The following is a 21505-nucleotide window of genomic DNA, read 5'->3' as shown; positions in this document are numbered from 1 at the left end:
TCACAACCGGAACGCTTCAAACTCGATCCGCTCCAGCAAATGCCGGGACTAAACAGCTAGAGCACTCCCGCCCTCTAAAGCGATTTTACATCATCCGGAAACTGGGCGCAGATCGAACCACCGAGGCAGAAACGGAGAACGCCAGCTCTGCGGAGTAAGGTACGGACTGCAACAACATTGCGCGACGGCGAAATTCGCCGCCGAAACTACGCTATTGCCGCCGTTTGTACCCTCACTCCCACTCGATTGTTCCCGGCGGCTTCGACGTCACGTCGTAGACGACACGGTTGATGCCGCGGACTTCGTTGATGATGCGGGTGGCGGCGGCGCCGAGGAAGGCCATGTCGTAGTGGTAGAAATCCGCCGTCATGCCGTCGACCGAGGTGACGGCACGCAGCGCGCAGACGAACTCGTAGGTGCGGCCGTCGCCCATCACGCCGACCGTCTGCACCGGCAGCAGCACGGCAAAGGCCTGCCAGATGGCGTCGTACAGGCCGGCCTTGCGGATCTCGTCGAGATAGATGGCATCGGCCTCGCGCAGGATCTCCAGCTTTTCGCGGGTGATCCCGCCTGGGCAGCGGATGGCGAGGCCTGGGCCGGGGAATGGATGGCGGCCGATAAAGCTTTCGGGCAGGCCGAGCTCCTTGCCGAGCGCCCTCACCTCGTCCTTGAACAGTTCGCGCAGCGGCTCGACCAGCTGCATGTTCATGCGCGCGGGCAGGCCGCCGACATTGTGGTGTGACTTGATCGTCACCGACGGGCCGCCGGTGAAGGAGACGCTTTCAATGACGTCGGGATAGAGCGTGCCTTGCGCCAGGAATTCGGCGCCGCCGAGTTTCTTGGCCTCTTCCTCGAACACCTCGATGAACAGCCGGCCGATGGTCTTGCGTTTTTTCTCCGGGTCCGACTCGCCCTCGAGGGCGTCGATGAAACGGTCCGACGCGTTCACCAGAATGAGCGGCAAATTGTAGTGCTCGCGGAACATCGCCACCACGCCCGCGGCCTCGTCCTTGCGCATCAGGCCGTGGTCGACAAGGATGCAGGTCAGCTGGTCGCCGACCGCTTCGTGGATCAACAGCGCCGCAACGGAAGAATCGACGCCGCCCGACAGCGCGCAGATGACCTTGCCCTTACCGACCTGCTTGCGGATCGTCTCGACCGCGTGCTCGCGGTAGGCGCGCATGGTCCAGTCGCCCTCGATGCCGGCGATGTTGTGGACGAAATTCCTGAGCAGCCGGGCGCCGTCGGGCGTATGCACCACCTCGGGATGGAACATGATGCCGTACATCTTGCGCTCGATGTTGCCGAAGATGGCGAAGGGCGAGCCCTCGGACTTGCCGAACACTTCGAAGCCCTTGGGCAAGGAGATGACGCGGTCGCCATGGCTCATCCACACCTGGTGGCGCTGGCCGGGCGCCCACAGGCCCTCGAACAGCGGGCTGTCCTTTTGGATCTCGACGAAGGCGCGGCCGAACTCGCGATGGTCGGAGCTTTCGGCGACGCCGCCCATCTGCACGCACATGGCCATCTGGCCGTAACAGATGCCAAGCACCGGCACGCCGGAATCGAAGACGATCTGCGGCGCGCGCGGGCTGCCGATATCGCCGGTCGAAGCCGGACCGCCGGACAGAATGACGGCCTTCGGATTGATACGCTTGAATGCCGCTTCGGCCGACTGGAACGGCACGATCTCGGAAAACACGCCGGCCTCGCGGATGCGGCGGGCGATGAGCTGGGTGAACTGGCTGCCGAAATCGACAATCAGGACGGTGTCGGGATGATTGGCTGTTTTCATGGCGAGCGTTTAGAGAAAGAAACGAGTCGACGCAATGGGTTGCGTGGCCCGACTTTCAGGCTGGTCTGGCATCTTCATGGGATGGTCCCGTCCGGAGGGCGCCGTCGCCGATCGCCCGTTCGAGCCGCATGACGGCGTCCGCCAGCTTCTCGTCGATGACTTCAAGATATTCGGTCCAGTCGCCGACATGCCTGAGATCCGCCGCCCCGTCGGAAATGCCGCGCAGACCGATCAGCGGAATGTCGAACAACTGGCAGGCGCGCAGGCAGGCGAAGGTCTCCATGTCGACCATGTCGGCGGCAACAGCATCATAGGCCGCGCCAGTGATGATCGCGCCGCCGGTCGACAGGGTCGCCTGCTTGATGTCCGGTATCTTGAAGGGCAATGGCACGGTTACCGGCAGGTCGAGGAAGGGGGTGGCGCCCTTCTCGAAGCCGAGCGGCGAAGCGTCGATGTCACGGTAGCTGACCGAAACCGCCTGGTAGATTTCCGTCTGCTGCAGCGTCCGACTGCCGGCTGAACCGAGCGAAACAACGAGATCCGGCAGTGCTTTTTGCGATTTCAGCCAGGAGAGTTCAGCACCCAGCCTGACGCCGGCCTCGACCGGACCGACACCGGTCATCAATGGCGTGAACAGCTGCTTGAGGTGCGGGCCGTATTCGGCCTGCGCCGCCATAACGAAGAGGACGTCCTTGCCCGACAGGCGCGAGATTTTATCGGCCATGATGATTTATTCCTCTCCGCCCGATCATCTGCTTATCTGCACCGCCGCTCGCCGGGACGCGCTGCCTCCGGCAGCTCCCGGCGTTCGTGGCCTTTCATCGTGCCACCGGCACGATGAATTCGCCTGCGGCGAACCGGCCACTCACCCTTCAATCCCATCGCGGCCAACCACCGTCATCATGGTGCCGGTCATGGTGGCGATCAGCTTGGCCTCGCCGTCGGCGGCAAAGGCGTAGGCCTGGCCGTCGGCGACGATGATGGTGCGGCCTGGCTTGGTCACCGAGCCGCGGAACAGGAAGCGCTCGCCCCTGCCCGGCGCCAGGAGGTTGACCTTGAACTCGATGGTCAGCACGCCGGAGTTTTCCGGCATCAGCGAAAAGGCGGCATAGCCGCAGGCCGAGTCCAGCGCCGTCGAAATGACGCCGGCATGGAGGAAGCCGTGCTGCTGGGTCAATGCCGCCGAATAGGGCATCTCGATCTCGATGATACCGGGCGTCACTAGCGTCAGTTCGGCGCCGATCGTGGCCATCGCCTTCTGACGCGCGAAGGAGGTCCTGACGCGATCCTCATAGTCCGGGGCGGGTACGATCTTTGCTGCCATTGCCGCTGCCTTCCTTTACGCGGATAAGCTTATTGCAGAGGCATGGACGGCAGGCAAATGCTTTTGCTGCACTGCACAATCGACCTGGCCTGCCGGCCGGCGCCACGCGTCCGTCAGGAATAGGATTCAGGCCGATCTGCGTAACGCACAGAGATAAAACCCATCGGTGCCGCTGAGCGCCGGCGACAGCGAGATGTCGCCTCTGGCGCCGATGCGTGCGGCTGCCTCATGCCCGGGAAAACGGCTGTCCCAGAGCTGGCGGTGGTCGACGGGAACAAAGCCGCTGTTACGGTCCCGAAAGGCCGCGATCTGCTCACCGTTTTCCTCATCAAACACCGAGCAGGTGATGTAGACCAGCAGGCCGCCTGGTTTGACATAGACTTTGGCCGCATCGAGGATCGCCGACTGCTCGCCCTTGCGTGCATCGAGCTGCCTTTGCGTCAGCCGCCATTTGGCATCGGGACGGCGCCGCCAGGTGCCGCTGCCGGTGCAAGGCGCGTCGACCAGCACGATGTCCATGTGGTTGCCGAGCGGCGCGAGTTCGGCCGGCTTGGTGACGATCTGGACATTGCGGTTTTCAGAGCGGCGGATGCGGTCGAAGATGGGCGCCAGCCGTGCTTTTTCGGCATCATGGGCAAAGATCTGGCCGCGATTTTCCATCGAAGCCGACAGTGCCAGCGTCTTGCCGCCGGCGCCGGCGCAAAAATCCAGCACCTGCATGCCGGCTTGCGCCCCGGCAAGGGCGGCCGCGATCTGCGAGCCTTCGTCCTGGACCTCGAACCAGCCCTTCTGGAAAGCCGGCTCGGCCTGCACGTTCGGGTGCCGGCCGTCGCCGTCGATCGGCGGGATGCGGATGCCGTGTGGCGCGATTGCCGAGGGTTTCGCGCCGGTTCCCGTCAGTTCGGCCAGCACCTTGTCGCGGTTGGCCTGCAGGGTGTTGACCCTGAGGTCGAGCGGCGGGCGCGTTGCCAGCGCGGCGCCCTCGTCGGCCCAGGTCGAGCCAAAGGCTCGCTCGAAAAGCGGCGCGCACCAGTCCGGAACATCCGCCCGCACCGCGGCCGGCGCATCGTCAAGCCGGCGTTCGGCGATGGCCTGAAGCTCGGCGGCGGTCAGCAGCGGCGGTGCGAACTTGTCGCCATCGAGCGCCTCGTTGAGCGATTGTGCCGTCTGGCGCCATTCGAGCAGCAGCGCGCCGAAGCCGATGGCGCGCGGCGTGTCCTGCCCCAGCAGCCAGCCGGCGGAACGCTTGTGGCGCAAGGCGTCATAGACGATGTTGCCGATCGCCGCACGGTCGCCGCCGCCGGCGAAGCGATGCGACAGGCCCCAATCCTTCAGCGCGTCCGCCACCGGCCGGTGGCGCCGGCCGATGTCTTCCAGCACTTCGATGGCCGCAGCCAGCCGTCCGCCCAGTCGCATGGTCTTGTTCCGTCACGCAGAAAAATATTCCGGCCCTGCTCTAGAGCGCGCAACCGGCGCGCACAAGCAGGTCGGCCCGCACAACCGCTCTGCTTTCCAACTTTTCTGGTTGCGAATACTCTTCCGGTTGTGATTCGCGGCGCGCAAAAGGTGGACCGGCGGATCGACACGAGGAGAGGGCAATGAAGACTTATCTGGCGGAAGTTCTAGGCACATTTCTATTGGTGTTCATCGGTACGGCTTCTGTGGTGACGGGCGGCTTCGGCGGCGCGCTGCCGCTCGGCCAGGAAGGCATCGGTCTGGCGTTCGGCATCGGCCTCATCGCGGCGGCTTATGCGATCGGCCCCATTTCGGGCGCGCATCTCAATCCGGCGGTGACGCTCGGCGTCTTCCTTGCCGGCCGGCTGCCGGCCAAGGACGTGATCCCCTACTGGATCGCGCAGGTCATCGGCGGCGTCCTTGCTTCGCTGGCGTTGTGGATCATCGTTTCCGGCCAGGTTGGCGGACACACCACCGGCTTCGGCGCCAATGGCTGGGATGTGACGAAATGGGGCGTCAGCTCGGCATTCCTGTGGGAAGTGATCGGCACCTTCACCTTCGTCACCGTGATTCTTGGCGTCACGGCTGAAAAGCACTCGACGGCGTTCGCCGGACTGGTCATCGGCCTGACGCTGGCAGGATTGCACATTGCCATCATCCCGGTGACCGGCACGTCGCTCAACCCGGCCCGCTCGATCGGTCCGGCACTGTTTTCGGGAACTGCCGCGATCGGCCAGCTCTGGCTATTCATCGTTGCACCGCTGATCGGCGGCGCCATTGCCGGTGTGGTCGCCAAGGCGCGCATCTTCGAGAAGGACTGAGCTCTTTGGAAGGCTGAATATGAAAAGGCGCGGGCCATGGCCCGCGCCTTCGTGCTTGGCATAATGGAACCGCCAAGTCTTCTATTCCCCAATGACGACTTAAATAGGCTCGGCCTTAGATGGCAACTTTGTGCAGCATCGCTGACGTTGCGACCAGCTTTGCCATTTCTTGAACCGGCCATTGCATGAGTGCCGCAGATTGATTGGGACCGTAGACGGGCGCTGAGCTTGCTCGGATGCTCGGTTGCAGTCGTGTATGTGCTTTTCCGTGATCGCGTAAGTGAAGCTCCGGATTTTCAGGTGTTGAAGCCGCATTTGCGTAGGGCGACGGATAAGCCGGATTAGGCCATTGCGAAGCGATTTCGCCGCCATGACTGAAACGGCTTTTCGACGAAGGTCCAAGACAGTGCGGCGATCGCAAGCGAAAGTACAAGCGTCACGACAAGGACCATGCGCCAGTCGTTGGTGTACATCAACGCCGCTCTGGAAATCGGATAGTGCCATAGATAGACCGAATACGAGATGATGCCGATATAGACGATCGGCCTCCATGCAAAAGCACGGGCTATCATCGTTTCATTGTTGAGCAGCGACACGACGAGGCCGGCCGACGCCATGTCGATAAGCGGTTGCAGATAGGCGGTCGATACAGGCTCTTGTGTTGCCACGAACGCAAGAACCACAAGCGCACCCAAAGACGACAGCCCTACGATATTGGCGTGCCGACCCTTGAGGCTGATGCCCGAAACAGACACTAATGCGCCCAACAGCAGACCAGAGAGCCGAGTGTCGAAACGGAAAGCAGTCATCTCGAACTCGGTGTAGTGATAAGCATTGCCCAGCCGCCAAAGCGTTGCCACCACGAACGCTATCGCAAGCGCCTTGATCCTTGACCTTTGGGCGAGCTTTGCCAGCCCCAGCACCGCCATCGGCCAGATCAGGTAGAAATGCTCCTCGACCGCAAGCGACCATGTGTGACCAAGCAGGGGAATGACGCCATGGAGCGCACTTACATAGTCCGCGAGATACAGAATCGAGATAGCGACGATCAGCCCAATAGGGACGTCCGGCCAGAATAGCGGCCCGATTATCAGGGCTGCGGCAAGCAACATAACAAGGGGCGGCATCAGCCTAACTGAGCGGCGCAGCAGAAACGCTCCGATCGCGATGGTGCCCGTACTGTCGGCCTCTCGCATCAAGAGCGACGTGATCAAAAATCCGCTCAAGACAAAGAAGATGTCAACGCCGATGAAGCCGCCAGGCATCCATGGGCTCTGGGAGTGATGCACGACAACCAGCATCGCGGCGAGTGCCCTGACGCCGTCTAAAGCTGGATTTCGTATCACTCAAGCATTACTCCCGCCAAGAAGACTTTAATCCTACCTTAGAACATCACGGCGGACCAGCCTTCTATGGCTGTCCGGCACCCTAAAAGGCAGGTTGCTTTCGCCCTACGACATTAGCTTTTTCTAACTTAACAGATCGTTCAATGAGGAAAAATTTTCTGCATCTCCTTAGTATAGTTTTAAATGGTTCTCGATATTCACTTCGGACATCACCGTTCGAGTGCAAGGCATGCGCGGAATTCCTGCGGTTTCTTCCAGGCCAATCGCATCATTGGTTAGCGCCGCGACGGTGGGCTCGCTCACCTGGCTCGTATCGCTAATCAATCTCTCGGAGAAAAGGCTGCTTGTCATCCTTGGCCTTTGCGCTCTGTGGGCGCTTCTGTTGCTGGATTGTCAGCAAGGCGCCAAGACAGATCAGCCAAGACGCAGGTGGTTCAGCATCTATCTATCGCTCATCCCCTGCTTCCTGTTTCTTTTCTATGTCTATCTTGAAAGCGTTTTCGGCTATTTCGATTGGGCCGCGATGTTCATGCATGTCGGTGCCGGGGTTCTTACCCCCGGCGTCGTTCTTGAATGTTTGATGAACACCGGAAACACGATACTGGTCATCTTGGTCGTGCTTCTCGGTCTCGGCGCGCTAAAGGCACGCGGCACACTGACAAGGAGATTAGACGTCGCCCTGATGGCGTTCTTCCTGGCGGCAAACCCGATGCTGACGCGCCCGATCGCGGCGGCGGTCCATCTCAACCCGCTGCATGATTTCCTGTCCAAGCACTTCGTCGATATTACCTCGTTGACGAAACCGGCCGCGGGGGCGTCCGTGACCGCCGTGCCGAAGAACCTCATACATATCTTCATCGAGAGCGCCGAACGCACCTACATGAACGAGGCGACGTTTGGCGATGTCATGGGTCCGCTGCTCGAATTCGACAGGCGTAGCCTCTCAGCGACCAACATGGTGCAGCTGGCCTACACCAACAATTCCATCGCGGGCATGGTCGCCGCGAATTGTGGAACGCCGCTGCTGATGTCGTATTTCACAACCCGCGAGTATCTGGAGGAGAATTCGCAGTTCCTGCCAGGCTTGACCTGCTTGGGCGACGTCCTGAAGTCGCGGGGCTATCGGCAGAGCTTCGTTTCCGGTTGGCCACTCGGCTTCACCGGTCAGGGGGCATTCTATGCCACCCATGGCTACTCATCGCTTTTTGGGGGATCGGAAGTCGTCGCTGCCGTCGCCGGGTCTGGCAGCACTTTTGGCGCCAGCGACGCCCAGGTTCTGGATATGAGTTTCGACATTTTGCGGCGCGCGCAGCGAGACGGCAAACCGCTCGCGCTGACGATCGCCGTCAGTGGTGGGCACGCGATGGACGGCTATCTGACGGACAAATGCATCGGCAAGACCGGACTTTCTCCGCAAGCCCCCAATATTCTCCATGCCGTCAAATGCACGAACATGCTCATCGCGGACTTCATTCACAAAGCCGAGGCAAAAGGGCTGATGGCGAATACCGTTCTGGTGCTGCAAAGCGATCACCTCAGCGCGCCGAGCACGGTGACGGATCAGTTGAACAGGTTTGAAAGACGCAACTTTTTCTCCCTGTCGGGCGATGGCATTCGCCCCCGCACATATACCGGACTTTCGAGCGTGGTCGATATATTCCCGACTATTTTGGACGCTCTAGGCGTGCCGCTCCCGAATGGCAAGGCTGCATTTGGCGTCTCGCTGCTCGGGGATCGACCGACAATGGTCCAAGCGCTTGGGCAGGCCCAATTCGATGACGCGATCTATGCCGACGATGTTCTCGTCAGATCATTCTGGCAACTGAAGCCGGCACGGACGGCTGCGGCGTCCGAGGCTGAACCTCGCTAAATGCGAAGCACATGCCGGCTGAGCACTCGACATCGGTTCGCCTCTTAGTGCTCCCCGTATTGAAACCGGACATTCCACGATGTGCATCCGCCGTCGGCATCATCCCCTCGCGGGTCTTGTTGTCGTCAAGGCTACCCGGACCAGCCGTCCCGATTGCCGTCACCTCAGTAACCCGACCGCGCGGGAAAGGAACTTCGAAGCCATTGCAGGATTGACTGGAGCCGCATGTCCTTCAGTCTCCGGAACCGTGCTAGAGATTGCTACCGATTGAATAGCGCCTGCTGTTTCGAGGTCCCCCCTGCTGGTTCGAGGTCCCATTGACGAAACGGTTATCGGATTTCGACATTGGCTTGCTGCTGACACTCGACGCGCTGTTGAAGCACCAGAACGTCACCCATGCGGCGTCGAGATTGAACATTACCCAATCGGCCTTGTCGGCCCGCCTGACGCGTCTGCGTCAATTGCTGAACGACCCCCTCTTCACAACGGCGGCGTCTGGACGGGGAATGATCCCGACGCCTCACGCTCCTAGGAACTTCAGCGGCTTGCCGGTCACCGTCACCGGCAATTCGGCGCGGAAGCGGAAACGTCATCTCAGGCAAAGGGCGGTCATCTGCAGCTCGCTGTCGGCTTCCAGGCTGATGAACCCAAGCAGTCCGTTGGCGGCTGCCTCGTGCCGCATCTAATTACCAGCCTGGGCCAAAGTTTTCATGGTACAAATATAAGAAATATATATGTAAGAAATACCACGATATGGACAGCGCCCGTCAAGAATGTTGTTCTTTCAGTGCTAAAACTCACATTGCATATGAAGAGCGCTAAAATCAAAAGCACTGTGTCAGTCGCTGGAAGCCCCAGGGTTAACCCTCTTCCCGTCAGCAGGCTGGCGGCTGCGACCGCCGGTATGGTCAAACCAATTGTGGCGCAAGCGGAACCCATCGCGACATTCAAACCGCGTTGCAGCTCATTGTTGAGTGAAGCGCGAACCGCGGAAATTGCCTCTGGCATCAAAACCAGCCCGGCGATCAATGCCCCCACAATGCTGTCAGCCTGTGTCACCTGATAGGCAACGAGCGTATCCTCGACGCTTGCGGCGACCTGCTCGGCGAGCATGACAATGCCAATCAGCCCGATCAAAAGCAGCAATGCGCCGGCAAAGACGCTTTCGTGAGGGGCAGTCCGCAGCGAAACACCGTGGGCCTGCCCTTCGACAAAGTCTTCTCGGTGGCGGACAGTCTGCGCGAACACAAAACTTGCATAAAGCAGCACCGAAAGCACGCTCACAAAGCCAAGTTGAGCTGCCGAAAATGTGCCCGGCCCCGTAGCTTGTGTGTAGGTTGGCAGAATAAGCGTCATGATGGTCAGCGCGATCAGAACCGCGAGATATGCGCTGGTCCCTTGTCGAACAATTGCCTGCTTGCGATGACGCCAGCCGCCAAGCGCGAGACAGGTGCCGACGACGCCGGTGGATGCAATCATCACTGTTGAAAAGACAGACTCACGTGCAAGCGTAGGGTTGTTCTCTCCATGCAGCATCATGGAAACGATGATCGACACCTCGATTGCCGTCACGGCAAAAGTCAGCACCAATGTGCCGTAGGGCTCTCCTACACGCCGAGCCACCGCCTCGGCGTGGTCGAGGACCACGAAAATGGTGGTGAACATAATCGCACTCGAAAGCGCTCCGACGAGTATCCTGGCGCTCAGCGAACCTTCGTCTGCCGACAGCCCGCCGGCTCTGACGGCGACAGCCATCACCAAAGCGGCCAGCGGCATCGCATATGAAGTCATCGAACGTCCGAAACCGCTCATGCAAGCCCCTGCGCGCTGCTGCGAACCGTGGCTGCATTCGCGCACCGACAGATCGAAGCGTTCACCCGTTCACGCCGTCTTCTGCGTCACCAACCCCAGCTCCTCCACCATCGCCTCGCGCATCAAAAACTTCTGCGGCTTGCCGGTCACCGTCATCGGCAATTCGGTGCGAAAGCGTATGTGGCGCGGGATCTTGTAGTGGGCGATCTGGCCGGCGCAGAAGTTCTTGACCTCCTGCTCGGTGGCAATCTGGCCGGGCTTGAGTACGATCCAGGCGCACAGCTCCTCGCCATATTTGGCGTCGGGAATGCCGAACACCTGCACCTCCTTGACCTTTGGATGGCGGTAGAGGAATTCCTCCACCTCTCTGGGATAGACGTTCTCGCCGCCGCGGATGACCATGTCCTTGACCCGGCCGACGATGTTGCAATAGCCCTCGGCGTCGATGGTGGCGAGGTCGCCGGTGTGCATCCAGCCGTCGCTGTCGACCGCCTCGCGGGTCTTGTCGTCGTCGTCCCAGTAACCGTTCATCACCGAATAACCGCGCGTGCAAAGCTCACCCGGTACGCCGACCGCAACGGTAGCGCCATCGGCATCGACCGCCTTGACCTCGACATGGGGGTGAATGCGCCCGACGGTCGAGACGCGCTTTTCCAAGGGGTCGTCGACGCCGCTCTGGAACGACACCGGGCTGGTCTCGGTCATGCCGTAGGCGATGGTCACCTGTTCCATATGCATCAGCGACACCACCTTCTTCATCACCTCGATCGGGCATGGCGAGCCGGCCATGATGCCGGTGCGCAGGCTGGAGAGATCGAAGGCGGAAAAATCCGGATGATCCAACAGGGCGACGAACATGGTCGGCACCCCGTAGAGCCCGGTGCAGCGTTCCTGAGCCACTGCCTTCAGCGTGGCGCCGGCGTCGAACCCTTCTCCCGGGAAAACCATGGTGGCGCCTTTCGAGACGCAACCCATCGTGCCCATCGACATGCCGAAGCAGTGGTAAAGCGGCACCGGGATGCACAGCCGGTCGTCGACGGTCAGCTTGATCGCCGAAGTGACGAAATTGCCGTTGTTGATGATGTTGTTGTGGGTCAGCGTCGCGCCCTTGGGGGCTCCCGTGGTGCCTGAGGTGAACTGGATGTTGATGGCCTCGCCCGGCTTCAGCTTCTCCGAGATGCGGTCGAGGCTGTCATGCTCGTCACGCCCGGCCATGGCCAGCACGTCGCCGAAATTGAACATGCCGGGCGAATTCTCATCACCCATGCGGATGACGATCTTCAACGCCGGCAGTTTTTGCGCCTTGAGCTTGCCCGGCGTGGCCTTCGCGATCTCGGGTGCCAGCGTCTCGATCATGCCGAGATAGTCTGACGTCTTGAACTTGGCAGCGGTGACCAGCGCCTTGCAGCCGACCTTGTTCAGCGCATAGTCGAGCTCGGTCAACCGATAGGCGGGGTTGATGTTGACCAGGATCAGGCCGATGCGGGCGGTGGCGAACTGCGTCACCAGCCATTCCCAGCGGTTGGGCGACCAGATGCCGACGCGATCGCCCTTTGCCAACCCCAGTGCCAGGAAGCCGGCAGCCAGCGCGTCCACCGTGTCCGACAGTTCGCTCCAGGTGAAGCGCTTGTCCTGATCGACGAAGACAGCGGCGTCGAGCGTGCCGTATTTGCTGACGGTGTCGGAAAACAGCGCGGGGATGGTCTTGTCGAGCAGCGGCACGCTGCGTTCTCCAGAGACATGCGCCCTGTTGTCGACGGGTGCGACGAAGACACCGCCAGCGCGCGCTCCGGGTCCACGCAAATTGCTGGCGTTCTTCAGCTCGTCGAGATTGACCGGCATCGCTCTCTCCTCCCGGGACTAAGTGCGTCGCGCTGAAACAGAATCATGCTACGCGTTCTAGGTCCTTGCTTTTATGCATGTCGTTCTCCCAAAACCGAGATCACTTTGGGCGACATGCATTAGCCGAGCCTATCAGCCTGCCGGAGTGGAGGAAATCCCGCCGATGGTCGAGGCAGGGCAACGATCCGGTCAACGATGCTCCGGAGCTTCGCGTTGGCTGACGAAGCGCGCCAAAACGAAAAAACCCGCCTGGGCGGCGGGTCACCGGCGCAAATCAGCACCATGGGCAAAAATGTAGCATAGCTGCCCTCACCGGTCAAGGAAATAATTCCTATCCGACCGCAGCCGCCATCTTCGCCGCGATGTCGCGCAGGACCGCTTCATCGGCCGCCGCCCGTGTCTTCTTCGACGCCACCAGACAGGCCTGCGAGCGCAGGACGAGGCCGTCGCCCAGCACCTTGAGATGATTGGCGCGCAGCGTCGAGCCGGTGGTTGTGATGTCGACGATGACATCGGCCAGACCGGCCGCCGGCGCGCCTTCGGTAGCGCCGAGGCTTTCGACGATGCGATAGACCTGGATGCCGTGCTTCTGCGAGAAGAATTGCTGGGTCAGCCGCCAGTATTTGGTGGCAATGCGCAGCCGCCGGCCATGGCGCTGGCGGAAATCGGCGGCGACGTCGTCGAGATCGGCCATGGTGTCGACGTCGAGCCAGATGTCCGGCACAGCCACCACCACATCGGCATTGCCGAAGCCGAGACGGGCGACGATTTCGGCGCGGCTTTCCCAATCGGCGAGGTTTTCACGCACCAGATCCTCGCCGGTGATGCCGAGATCGACGGCGCCCTGGCCGATCTCGCCTGATATTTCGGAAGCCGACAGGAACACCACTTCGACATCATCCAGACCCTCGACGCGGGCGTGGTATTTGCGCTCGTCGCCGGGCAGGCTGACGGCGAGGCCGGCTTTGGCCAGTACTTCCAGCGCCTGTTCTTTCAGTCGGCCTTTCGACGGGATTGCCAGCGTGATCATGGGGCCGTCTCCCGCAATGCCTCGATGCGATCGAGCCAGACAGAAAAGCCGACGCCGGGGATAGGCGTCTTCGCGCCAAGCAAGGTCAGCAGTCGGTCATAGCGGCCGCCGCCGACCAGCGGCCTGTCGCCATTGTCGGCCGCGATTTCGAAAACCAGGCCGGTGTAGTAATCGAGCGGGCGACCGAAGGCGGCGTCATAGCGGATTTTTTCGGCCGGCAAGCCATGCGCTTCGATCGCCTTGGCGCGGGCAGCGAACTTTTCCAGCGCAACATCGAGCGACAGCCCGGCGCCGGTGGCGAAGGTCTCCAGTGCCTGGGCCGCGCTATTGAGCGGCACGTCGATCGCCAGAAAATCCTTCAGCGCGGAAAAGGCCTCGCTCGACAACCGAACGCTGCGCAACTCGGCTTTCTCGATCAGCCGCCGGGCAATGTCGGACGGCGCGCGTCCGGCGGACGCCGACAGGCCCGCCTCTTCCATGCCGCTGGCGATATGGGCGGAAAGACCGTCCAGATCACCGTCGAGGACGAGGGCGGCGACTGGACCGGAGAGCTGGCTGTTGCGCGGCGGGTTGGCGAGATCGGCGAGAGCCGCCTCAAGCATCGGCGCCGAGCCGAACGCACGGGCAAGGCGCATGCGCCAGCCGCGCGGCAGCCCGAGAGCAGCCAGAACCGCCTCAAAAATGGTCTGGTCGCCGAGCGTGATCGCCAGCGCCTGGCCGGGCAGCACCAGCGACAGCAGCGCATGCGCATCGGCCACCGAGCGGGCATCGGCTCCAGCGGTATCGCGGTCACCGAGATCCTCAATGCCGGCCTGGAAGAACTCGTTGCCGCCTTCGCGGCGCTGTCGAAACACCTCGCCCAGATAGGAATAACGGCGCGGCGTGCCGGCCTGCGAACTTATGTGATCAAGGCAGACCGGAATGGTGAATTCCGGCCGCAGGCACAATGTCTGGCCGGTCTCGCTTTCGGTGAGGAAGATGCGGCGGCGCAAATCCTCGCCGGCCATGTCGAGGAAGGGGTCCGCCGGCTGCAATATGGCGACCTCGACGGCGTGCGTGTTGCGCGTGGCGAAGAGGTTGGTGATGTCGGTGGAGATGGCGGGGGTGCGGGAGGTCAACTTGCTGACCTCAGTGCTGCACGACCCTCTGGTCCCAAACCAGAGGCGCCAACGCGACCTCTACTCGCCACGTGCCCTCTCCTCGGCCTGCGCCGCCAAAATCTTCCTCACTTCAGCGACCAGCTCGCCTTCCGCCACCGTCACCTGCGCCGGGCGGGCTGCGCGCCATTCGGCGTTATCGGTGATTTCGGCAGACATGCGCGCGCCTTCGATCAGGTCCTTGATCTGCAGCTCGCCCTTGGCGCGCTCGTCGCCGCCCTGGATGATGGCGACCGGGCAGCCGCGCCGGTCGGCATATTTGAGCTGCGCCTTCATGCCGGCGCCGCCGAGATACATTTCGGAACGGATACCGGCGGCGCGCAGCTCCGCCACCATCTTCTGGTAGCGGCCGAGGCTGTCGGTGTCCTTGTCCATGACCAGCACGACGACAGGCGCGATCACGTCCGAGGCGTCGAGCTTGCCGAGGTTCTTCAGCGCGGTCATCAACCTGGAGACGCCGATGGAAAAGCCGGTCGCCGGCACAGGCTCTCCACGAAAGCGCGACACCAGGCCATCATAGCGCCCGCCGCCACCGACCGAACCGAAGCGCACGATCTGGCCGTCTTCGTTGGGGATTTCGGCCAGAAGCTCGGCTTCGAGGACGGGGCCGGTGTAGTATTCGAGGCCGCGCACGACGGAGCGGTCCATGGCAATACGGTCCTCGCCATATCCTGCCGCCCTGACCAGCGCTTCAATCGTGGCGAGTTCGCCGACGCCTTCCTGGTAGATGGCGTTCGAACTGACCATGGAATCCTGGCCGGCCTGTATAGTCCTCGCGGTCGCGAGAAGAACCGCCTCGGCCTGCCCGTTGTTCAACCCGGCGCCCTTGGCGAAGTCGCCCTCGCCCTCCTTGCCGCCGTCCCAGCGGCCCGGGCCAAGCAAAAGCTTCACGCCTTCCGGCCCGAGCTTGTCCAGCTTGTCGATCGCGCGCAGGACCGTCAGCCGGCGGCCGCCATTCTCCTCACCGCCAAGGCCGATCGCCTCCAACACGCCGTCCAGAACCTTGCGGTTGTTGACGCGGATGACGTAGTCGCCGCGCTTGATGCCGAGCGCTTCCATGACGTCGGCCATCATCATCGCCATCTCGGCGTCGGCGGCCACGCCCGGCGTGCCGATCGTGTCGGCGTCGAACTGCATGAACTGGCGGAAGCGACCGGGGCCTGGCTTCTCGTTGCGGAACACCCAGCCGGAGCGATAGCTGCGGTAAGGCTTGGGCAGGCGCTCGTAATTCTCGGCGACGAAACGGGCCGTCGGCGCGGTCAGGTCGTAGCGCAGCGACAGCCACTGGTCGTCGTCATCCTGGAAGGAGAACACGCCTTCGTTCGGCCGGTCCTGGTCGGGCAGGAATTTTCCGAGCGCGTCGGTGTATTCGATCAGCGGCTGGTCGGCCGGTTCGAAGCCATAAAGCTCATAGACCGAGCGGATCGTCGCCATCATCTTCTCGACTGCGCGGATGTCCTCGGCGCTGCGGTCGGCAAAACCGCGCGGCAGTCGCGCTTTCGTCTTTTCCGATTTATCGGCCATGGGCTGGGGTCTTTTTTGCTAAGTAATCGATGACATATTGCGAGTGGGCGTGTCCTAACCGAAGCGGCGAGGACCAGCAAGGGTTTGCACCCTCTCTACGAGGTGGCTAGGAACAGTTCGATAGCTTTGCAAGTACAGCGCCGCCCCTCATCCGCCTGCCGGCACCTTCTCCCCGTATAGTGACGGGGAGAAGAGAGCTGAACGCGGACTCGGGCATTCTCTTGCAACCTGGACGACTGGCGAAACCATCGACGAGGGCGTCCTTCTCCCCGTCGCTATACGGGGAGAAGTGCCCGGCAGGGCGATGAGGGGCGGCGCAGAACGACCAAGATTTGGGCCTACCATCCGAGCCAAGCTCTGAAACAAAACGCAGCGAAAATGAAACAATCCCGCCACGGGTACGGCATCGTGCCGACACAATCGCAAGAGATAAACGCGGGAAATGAGGGGTTCGCGGCCATGACCAGCACAGCAAGATTCCACGCCATCGACAGCGATGCCGAATTGCCCGCACGCCTGCGCCCGGCCGACATCAACGCCCCGAAAATGATCAGCCAGGCTGCCGGCCCGTTCGAAGTGCCCGGCGAGACCGGCAAGGGACCATCCATGCGCGACGCGTTGATGACCGGCCTGCTGGTGATCTATCCGACCGTGGCCACGGTGGTGGCGATCGTCGCCGGCCTGGTGCTGGCCAGCGCCAACGGCACCTGAGCCTATTTCGGCCGCCTGAAAGCCTTCCGCTGCTTCTCGACCTCTTTGCGGCAGACGCAGCCCTCGAGGTGGTCGTTGACCAGGCCCATGGCCTGCATGAAGGCGTAGACCGTGGTCGGGCCGACAAAGCTCCAGCCGCGTTTCTTCAGCTCCTTCGAAATCCGCACCGAGACGGCCGTTGTCGGGTTGGCGCGCAGATGGGCGAGGTCGACGATTTGCGGCCGCTCGTCCTTACCGGGTTCGAACTTCCAGAACCAGGCGGCCAGCGAGCCGAATTCGTCGGCCATTTCGCGGGCGCGCTTGGCGTTGTTGATGGTCGAGACAATCTTGCCGCGATGGCGGATGATGCCGGCATTGCCGAGCAGGCGTTCGACATCCTTGTCGGTGAAGGCGGCGACCTTGTCGAACTCGAAATTGGCGAAGGCTTCGCGAAAATTCTCCCGCTTGCGCAGGATGGTCAGCCACGACAGGCCCGACTGAAAGCCTTCGAGGCAGATCTTTTCGAACAGCCTGCGGTCGTCGGCCACAGGCCGGCCCCATTCATGATCGTGGTAGTGCAGATAGTCGGGCAGATTGCCGTGCCAGAAGCAGCGCGCGACACCGTCGGGACCGGCGAGCAGGCCGGTGTTTTCCTTGTCCATAAGCCAAAATCCGTTCGTTAACGCGCTTTTGCGCGGCATTTACTGCGGCTTTACCAGATTCCTGAACCCGGCGGTAACCACACCAAAAGGTTTACTGACAAAGCCGCATTTTATGCATTCCGATTCATTTTTCGGTTGCTGCTTGCGCGCCAATGATCGCCGAACCGGGAGGACGTTTCCACCCGTTTTGTATCAGACGATCAAGGTGCGTTACGATGAAGACAGTTCTGTTTCCCGTGCTCGGCGCCGTGGCTGTGTTTGCCGCCGGCGTCACACCGTCAATCGCCGGCGACCGCTATGCCGACAGGCCGCCGGTGATGGTTAGCCCCGACCTTTCCGCACCCTGGGTGCTGCAGCTTGGCCAGGCGCCCGGCGTCGTGCGCCAGAACCGCCAGGTGGTGCAGCAGCAGCAACAGAGACGCCTCCTGCGCCCGGCGCAGCCCGACCGGGTGCAGACTGCGGCGGTGCAGCCGCCGGCCAAGCGCATGGTCGCGCGTCCTCAGATCAACCCGATCTACCTGCCGCGGGAAGTCGACTATGACGGAGGCCAGAAGCCGGGCACGATCGTCATCGACACCACGCAGAATTTCCTCTTCCTGGTCGAGAAGAACGGCAAGGCAAGGCGCTATGGCGTCGGCACCGGCAAGCCGGGCTTCGAATGGTCGGGTACGCACAAGATCACCAACAAGCGCGAGTGGCCGGACTGGCGCCCGCCGGCGCAGATGATCAAGCGCGAAGCCGCCAAGGGCCGCTATCTGCCGACCTATCTTGCCGGCGGCGCGGAGAACCCGCTTGGCGCCCGCGCGCTCTACCTCGGCACGACCGAATACCGCATCCACGGCACCAACCAGCCCTGGACGATCGGCGGCGCGGTGTCGTCGGGCTGCATCCGCATGCGCAACGAGGACGTCGTCGACCTTTATGAGCGGGTCAATGTCGGAACCACGGTCGAGGTGATATAATAGGTCCTGCGAATCACCTGGCCAGCAAAGCAGTCCGCTTTTCGAGGCCAGTTTAGGGATAACGGGGGACGGGCCGTATGGGGATGCGGCCGGCCAGGAAGGGCAGCACGGGAAACCGCGCTGCCCTTTCCGTTTTTGAGCAGAAATCGAGGGCAAAAGGTCACCGACGCGTCGCGCAACGGGCATAGCGGTTCGCTTTCGTGCTGCCCTTTACCGCATTCTTTTGCTATCCCGGTGGCTAGTTCCACAAAAGAGTTCACCCATGCCCCTGTCCGAAGACAGCCGTTATCTCAAGGGCGGCCCGGTAGCCCAGCGCATCATCGCCGCCGTTGCCGAGGACGCAGCGATCGCCAAAGCTGAGGGTTTTCCGCCCAAGCTGATCTCGATCACCGTCGGCGACACCGATGCGGTGGATGTTTATGTGCGCAACCAGCGCGCCAAGGCTGAGCTCGCCGGCATCGATTTCGAGGAGCGGCGCTTTCCCGCCACCATCACGGCAGGCGAACTGGAAGCTGCGATCCACGGCCTGAATGCCGATCCGCGCGTCACCGGCATTATCATCCAGCGGCCGGTGCCCGCGCACATCCCGATCAGGACACTGCAGGCGGCGGTGCATCCGCTGAAGGACGTCGAAGGCATGCATCCGGCCTCGATCGGCAACATCGTCTACAACCAGCTCGATCTCGCGCCTTGCACGGCGGCCGCCTCGGTCGAACTGCTCAAGGAAACCGGCCTCGACCTCAAGGGACTGGAAGTCGTCATCGTCGGCCATTCGGAAATCGTCGGCAAGCCGATCGCCTTCCTGTTGATGAGCGAAGGCGCGACGGTGACGGTCTGCCACCACATGACGCGATCGGTCGCCGCGCATGCAAGGCGCGCCGACGCGCTGTTCGTCGCCGTCGGCAGGCCGCGGCTGATCAAGGCCGACATGGTCAAGCCGGGCGCCGCCGTCATCGACATCGGCATCAATTCCGAAATCGGGCCTGACGGCTCCAGCCGCATCGTCGGCGACGTCGACACCGAAAGCGTGCGCGAGGTCGCCTCCTGGATCACCCCGGTGCCGGGCGGCGTCGGCCCGATCACGGTCGCCATCCTGCTGCGCAACACGATGGTGGCGCTCAGCCGCCAGCGTGCGCTTTATGAGGCGACCTACGGTACGGCCGACAGGCTTGCGGCGGAGTAAGGACAGGGCGACGCCAAAGGCCCCCTCACCCAGCCTCCGCTTCGCCCGGCTGACCTCTCCCGAGGGGAGAGGAGGCTGTCACCGCCGGCGCAAATCTCTTCTCCCCAACGGGGAGAAGGTGGCCGCGAAGCGGCCGGATGAGGGGGATTTGCCGTAACTCTGACAGCGCGCCACGCTACTCAGCCGCAGCCAGCCTTGCCTCGGGGATCCCCTCCGGCATCGGTCCACCATAAGCCCAGTCGAGCAGCTTGATCGTGTGCACCACCGGCAGCTTGGCGTCGGAAGCGATCTGGGTGATGCAGCCGATGTTGCCGGTGGCGACGATCGAAGCCCCCGTCGCCTCGATGTTTTTCACCTTGCGGTCGCGCAGCTTGGCCGAGATCTCGGGCTGCAGGATGTTGTAGGTGCCGGCCGAACCGCAGCACAAATGCCCTTCGCGCGGCTCGCGCACGACGAAGCCGGCCTTGGCGAGCAGTTCCTTCGGCTGGCGGGTGATCTTCTGGCCGTGCTGCATCGAACAGGCCGAGTGATAGGCGACAACCGTGCCCGGCTTGCGCACCGGTTCAGGCAGATCGAAGGTCGAGAGATATTCGGTGATGTCCTTGGCCAGCGCCGAAACGCGCGCGGCCTTGTCGGCATAGGCCGGATCCAGCCGCAGCATGAAACCGTAGTCCTTGATCGTCGTGCCGCAGCCGGATGCAGTGATGACGATGGCATCGAGCCCGCCTTGTTCGATGGCGCGCGTCCAGGCATCGACATTCTGCCTCGCCGAGGCAAGCGCGGCCTGCTCGCGCCCCATATGATGCACCAGCGCGCCGCAGCAGCCCTCGCCCGGCGGCACCACGACCTCGACGCCGAGCCGCGTCAGCAGCGAAATCGTGGCGTCGTTGATGGCGGGATCGAGCACCGATTGCGCGCAGCCAGTGAGGATAGCGACGCGGCCTCTTTTGCTCCCCTGCCCGGCATGGATGCCTGGCGAGCCCATCGGCGAAGCTGCCGGGATCGAGGCCGGCGCGAGCTTGAGCATCGCACTGAGCGGCTTCAGCGCCGGAACCTTGTCGAACAAGCCTATAAACGGCTTGCCCAGCTTCGCCAGCTTGAGCGCGGCGCGAAACCGCTGGGGATAAGGCAGCACGAAGGCCAGCATGGCGCGGGTCAGTCGATCGAGCAGCGGCCGCTTGTAGGTCTCCTGGATATGGGCGCGGGCATGGTCGACCAGATGCATGTAGTTCACGCCCGACGGGCAGGTGGTCATGCAGGCGAGGCACGACAGGCATCGATCGATATGGGTGACGATCTGCTTGTCGGCGGGACGGCCATTTTCCAGCATGTCCTTGATCAGGTAGATGCGCCCGCGCGGTGAATCGAGCTCGTTGCCAAGCGTCACATAGGTCGGGCAGGTGGCGGTGCAGAAGCCGCAATGCACGCATTTGCGCAGGATCCTTTCCGATTCCGCGACATGCGGATCGGCAAGCTGGGCAAGCGAAAAATTGGTCTGCATCGCGTTGGATCCTAAGCCATTCGGCCGGGATTGAGGATGTTTTTGGGGTCGAATTCCTGCTTCAGGCGCTGGCTGAGTGCGGCAAGTGCGGGCGGCTGCGGCTCGAACACCGGCAGAGCGGCGCGATGCGAAGGTGCGGCACGCACCAGCGTCGCATGGCCGCCGCCATGTTTCCTCAACAGCCCGCGCAGCAGGGCGGCTTCCGGATCGCCTTGTTCCATGCGCAGCCACACCAGCCCGCCCTGCCAGTCATAGAAGGCGCTGACGGCGGCCTGCATGCGCAGCGTCAGGACCATCTGGTGGCACTGTCCCGGCGTCATCGAGACACGCCAGACCGGTTTCTCGCTGTTGTCGGCGAAGGGCCTGCAATCGCGTACATCGCGCCAGATCAGCCGTGAAGCGTCACCGGCAATCTCCTGCAGCGGCCCGGCCTTGCCGAGCAGCGTTTTCAGCGCGGCGATGCGGTAGGCAACCGACGGGCCGAAGCCTTCGACGCGCAGCAGCGTCGCGGCATCGTTGCCGAGACTGCCA

General features: G+C 62.4%; 19 protein-coding genes. 6 read left to right on the top strand and 13 right to left on the bottom strand.

The genetic code is table 11. From position 1 onward, the window contains the following. Window positions 1–232: 232 nt before the first annotated feature. The 4 genes from guaA to EOB59_RS26110 all read right to left on the bottom strand — a co-directional run bounded on the left by guaA (window position 233) and on the right by EOB59_RS26110 (window position 4535). A complete protein-coding gene (guaA, locus tag EOB59_RS26130; RefSeq protein ID WP_023809008.1) occupies window positions 233–1795 on the bottom strand; it encodes a glutamine-hydrolyzing GMP synthase in 1563 nt (520 codons plus the stop codon). Window positions 1796–1850: 55 nt separating this feature from the next. Continuing rightward, window positions 1851–2519 (bottom strand): 5'-methylthioadenosine/S-adenosylhomocysteine nucleosidase, encoded by a 669-nt coding sequence (locus tag EOB59_RS26125; protein WP_128289552.1) that lies wholly within the window; start codon window positions 2517–2519, stop codon window positions 1851–1853. Between the two features lie 141 nt (window positions 2520–2660). Continuing rightward, window positions 2661–3119, bottom strand: a complete 459-nt coding sequence (locus EOB59_RS26120) for a PaaI family thioesterase (RefSeq protein ID WP_013530371.1) — start codon at window positions 3117–3119, stop codon at window positions 2661–2663. A 126-nt stretch (window positions 3120–3245) separates the two neighbouring features. Next, window positions 3246–4535, bottom strand: a complete 1290-nt coding sequence (locus EOB59_RS26110; protein WP_128289551.1) for an RsmB/NOP family class I SAM-dependent RNA methyltransferase — start codon at window positions 4533–4535, stop codon at window positions 3246–3248. Window positions 4536–4717: 182 nt separating this feature from the next. Between EOB59_RS26110 and EOB59_RS26105 the strand changes: the two genes are divergently transcribed. Continuing rightward, window positions 4718–5395, top strand: coding sequence for an MIP family channel protein (locus EOB59_RS26105; RefSeq protein WP_128289550.1), 678 nt, complete (start codon window positions 4718–4720; stop codon window positions 5393–5395). Window positions 5396–5736: 341 nt separating this feature from the next. On the opposite strand, the gene EOB59_RS26100 is transcribed toward EOB59_RS26105, so the two are convergent. Beyond that, on the bottom strand, window positions 5737–6741 hold the full coding sequence (locus tag EOB59_RS26100) for an acyltransferase (RefSeq protein ID WP_128289549.1): 1005 nt from the start codon (window positions 6739–6741) through the stop codon (window positions 5737–5739). Between the two features lie 229 nt (window positions 6742–6970). Between EOB59_RS26100 and EOB59_RS26095 the strand changes: the two genes are divergently transcribed. Beyond that, window positions 6971–8611: a sulfatase-like hydrolase/transferase gene (locus EOB59_RS26095; RefSeq protein WP_128289548.1), complete on the top strand. Its 1641-nt coding sequence runs from the start codon at window positions 6971–6973 to the stop codon at window positions 8609–8611. A 317-nt stretch (window positions 8612–8928) separates the two neighbouring features. Further along, entirely contained in the window at window positions 8929–9297 is a 369-nt protein-coding gene (locus EOB59_RS26090) for a LysR family transcriptional regulator (RefSeq protein WP_128289547.1), read from the top strand. Window positions 9298–9319: 22 nt separating this feature from the next. On the opposite strand, the gene EOB59_RS26085 is transcribed toward EOB59_RS26090, so the two are convergent. The 5 genes from EOB59_RS26085 to hisS all read right to left on the bottom strand — a co-directional run bounded on the left by EOB59_RS26085 (window position 9320) and on the right by hisS (window position 15976). Next, entirely contained in the window at window positions 9320–10423 is a 1104-nt protein-coding gene (locus tag EOB59_RS26085; protein WP_128289546.1) for a calcium:proton antiporter, read from the bottom strand. Between the two features lie 69 nt (window positions 10424–10492). After that, the gene (locus EOB59_RS26080) at window positions 10493–12265 is read right to left on the bottom strand and encodes an AMP-binding protein (RefSeq protein ID WP_127807758.1); all 1773 of its coding nucleotides are present in this window, start codon (window positions 12263–12265) and stop codon (window positions 10493–10495) included. Window positions 12266–12596: 331 nt separating this feature from the next. Next, complete coding sequence (gene hisG, locus EOB59_RS26075) at window positions 12597–13295, bottom strand: ATP phosphoribosyltransferase (protein WP_127272183.1); 699 nt, start codon at window positions 13293–13295, stop codon at window positions 12597–12599. Beyond that, on the bottom strand, window positions 13292–14413 hold the full coding sequence (locus EOB59_RS26070; protein WP_127318596.1) for an ATP phosphoribosyltransferase regulatory subunit: 1122 nt from the start codon (window positions 14411–14413) through the stop codon (window positions 13292–13294). Before EOB59_RS26070 ends, hisG begins: the two co-directional genes overlap by 4 nt. A gap of 60 nt (window positions 14414–14473) precedes the next feature. Beyond that, window positions 14474–15976, bottom strand: coding sequence for a histidine--tRNA ligase (gene hisS / locus EOB59_RS26065; protein ID WP_127396370.1), 1503 nt, complete (start codon window positions 15974–15976; stop codon window positions 14474–14476). A gap of 459 nt (window positions 15977–16435) precedes the next feature. Here hisS and EOB59_RS26055 point away from each other — a divergent pair, with 459 nt between their 5' ends. Continuing rightward, window positions 16436–16687: a hypothetical protein gene (locus EOB59_RS26055; protein ID WP_127268833.1), complete on the top strand. Its 252-nt coding sequence runs from the start codon at window positions 16436–16438 to the stop codon at window positions 16685–16687. Window positions 16688–16689: 2 nt separating this feature from the next. Here EOB59_RS26055 and EOB59_RS26050 read toward each other — a convergent pair whose 3' ends face one another. After that, window positions 16690–17328, bottom strand: a complete 639-nt coding sequence (locus tag EOB59_RS26050) for a DNA-3-methyladenine glycosylase I (RefSeq protein WP_127268832.1) — start codon at window positions 17326–17328, stop codon at window positions 16690–16692. A 215-nt stretch (window positions 17329–17543) separates the two neighbouring features. On the opposite strand from EOB59_RS26050, the gene EOB59_RS26045 reads away from it, so the two are divergent. Further along, window positions 17544–18290 (top strand): L,D-transpeptidase, encoded by a 747-nt coding sequence (locus tag EOB59_RS26045; protein ID WP_128289545.1) that lies wholly within the window; start codon window positions 17544–17546, stop codon window positions 18288–18290. 262 nt (window positions 18291–18552) lie between these two features. Further along, a complete protein-coding gene (locus tag EOB59_RS26040) occupies window positions 18553–19473 on the top strand; it encodes a bifunctional 5,10-methylenetetrahydrofolate dehydrogenase/5,10-methenyltetrahydrofolate cyclohydrolase (RefSeq protein WP_128289544.1) in 921 nt (306 codons plus the stop codon). 175 nt (window positions 19474–19648) lie between these two features. Here the strand turns inward: EOB59_RS26040 and glcF are convergent, their stop codons facing one another. Beyond that, the gene (gene glcF / locus EOB59_RS26035) at window positions 19649–20974 is read right to left on the bottom strand and encodes a glycolate oxidase subunit GlcF (RefSeq protein WP_128289543.1); all 1326 of its coding nucleotides are present in this window, start codon (window positions 20972–20974) and stop codon (window positions 19649–19651) included. Between the two features lie 11 nt (window positions 20975–20985). Continuing rightward, a partial coding sequence (locus EOB59_RS36705) for an FAD-linked oxidase C-terminal domain-containing protein (protein ID WP_281061737.1) occupies window positions 20986–21505 on the bottom strand: 520 nt, incomplete at its 5' end.

Origin of the sequence: Mesorhizobium sp. M7A.F.Ca.MR.176.00.0.0, from assembly GCF_004023165.1 — a bacterium.
Lineage (GTDB): Bacteria > Pseudomonadota > Alphaproteobacteria > Rhizobiales > Rhizobiaceae > Mesorhizobium.
The sequence above is the reverse complement of the archived record's forward strand: the minus strand, read 5'-3'. Positions and strand labels throughout refer to the sequence as shown.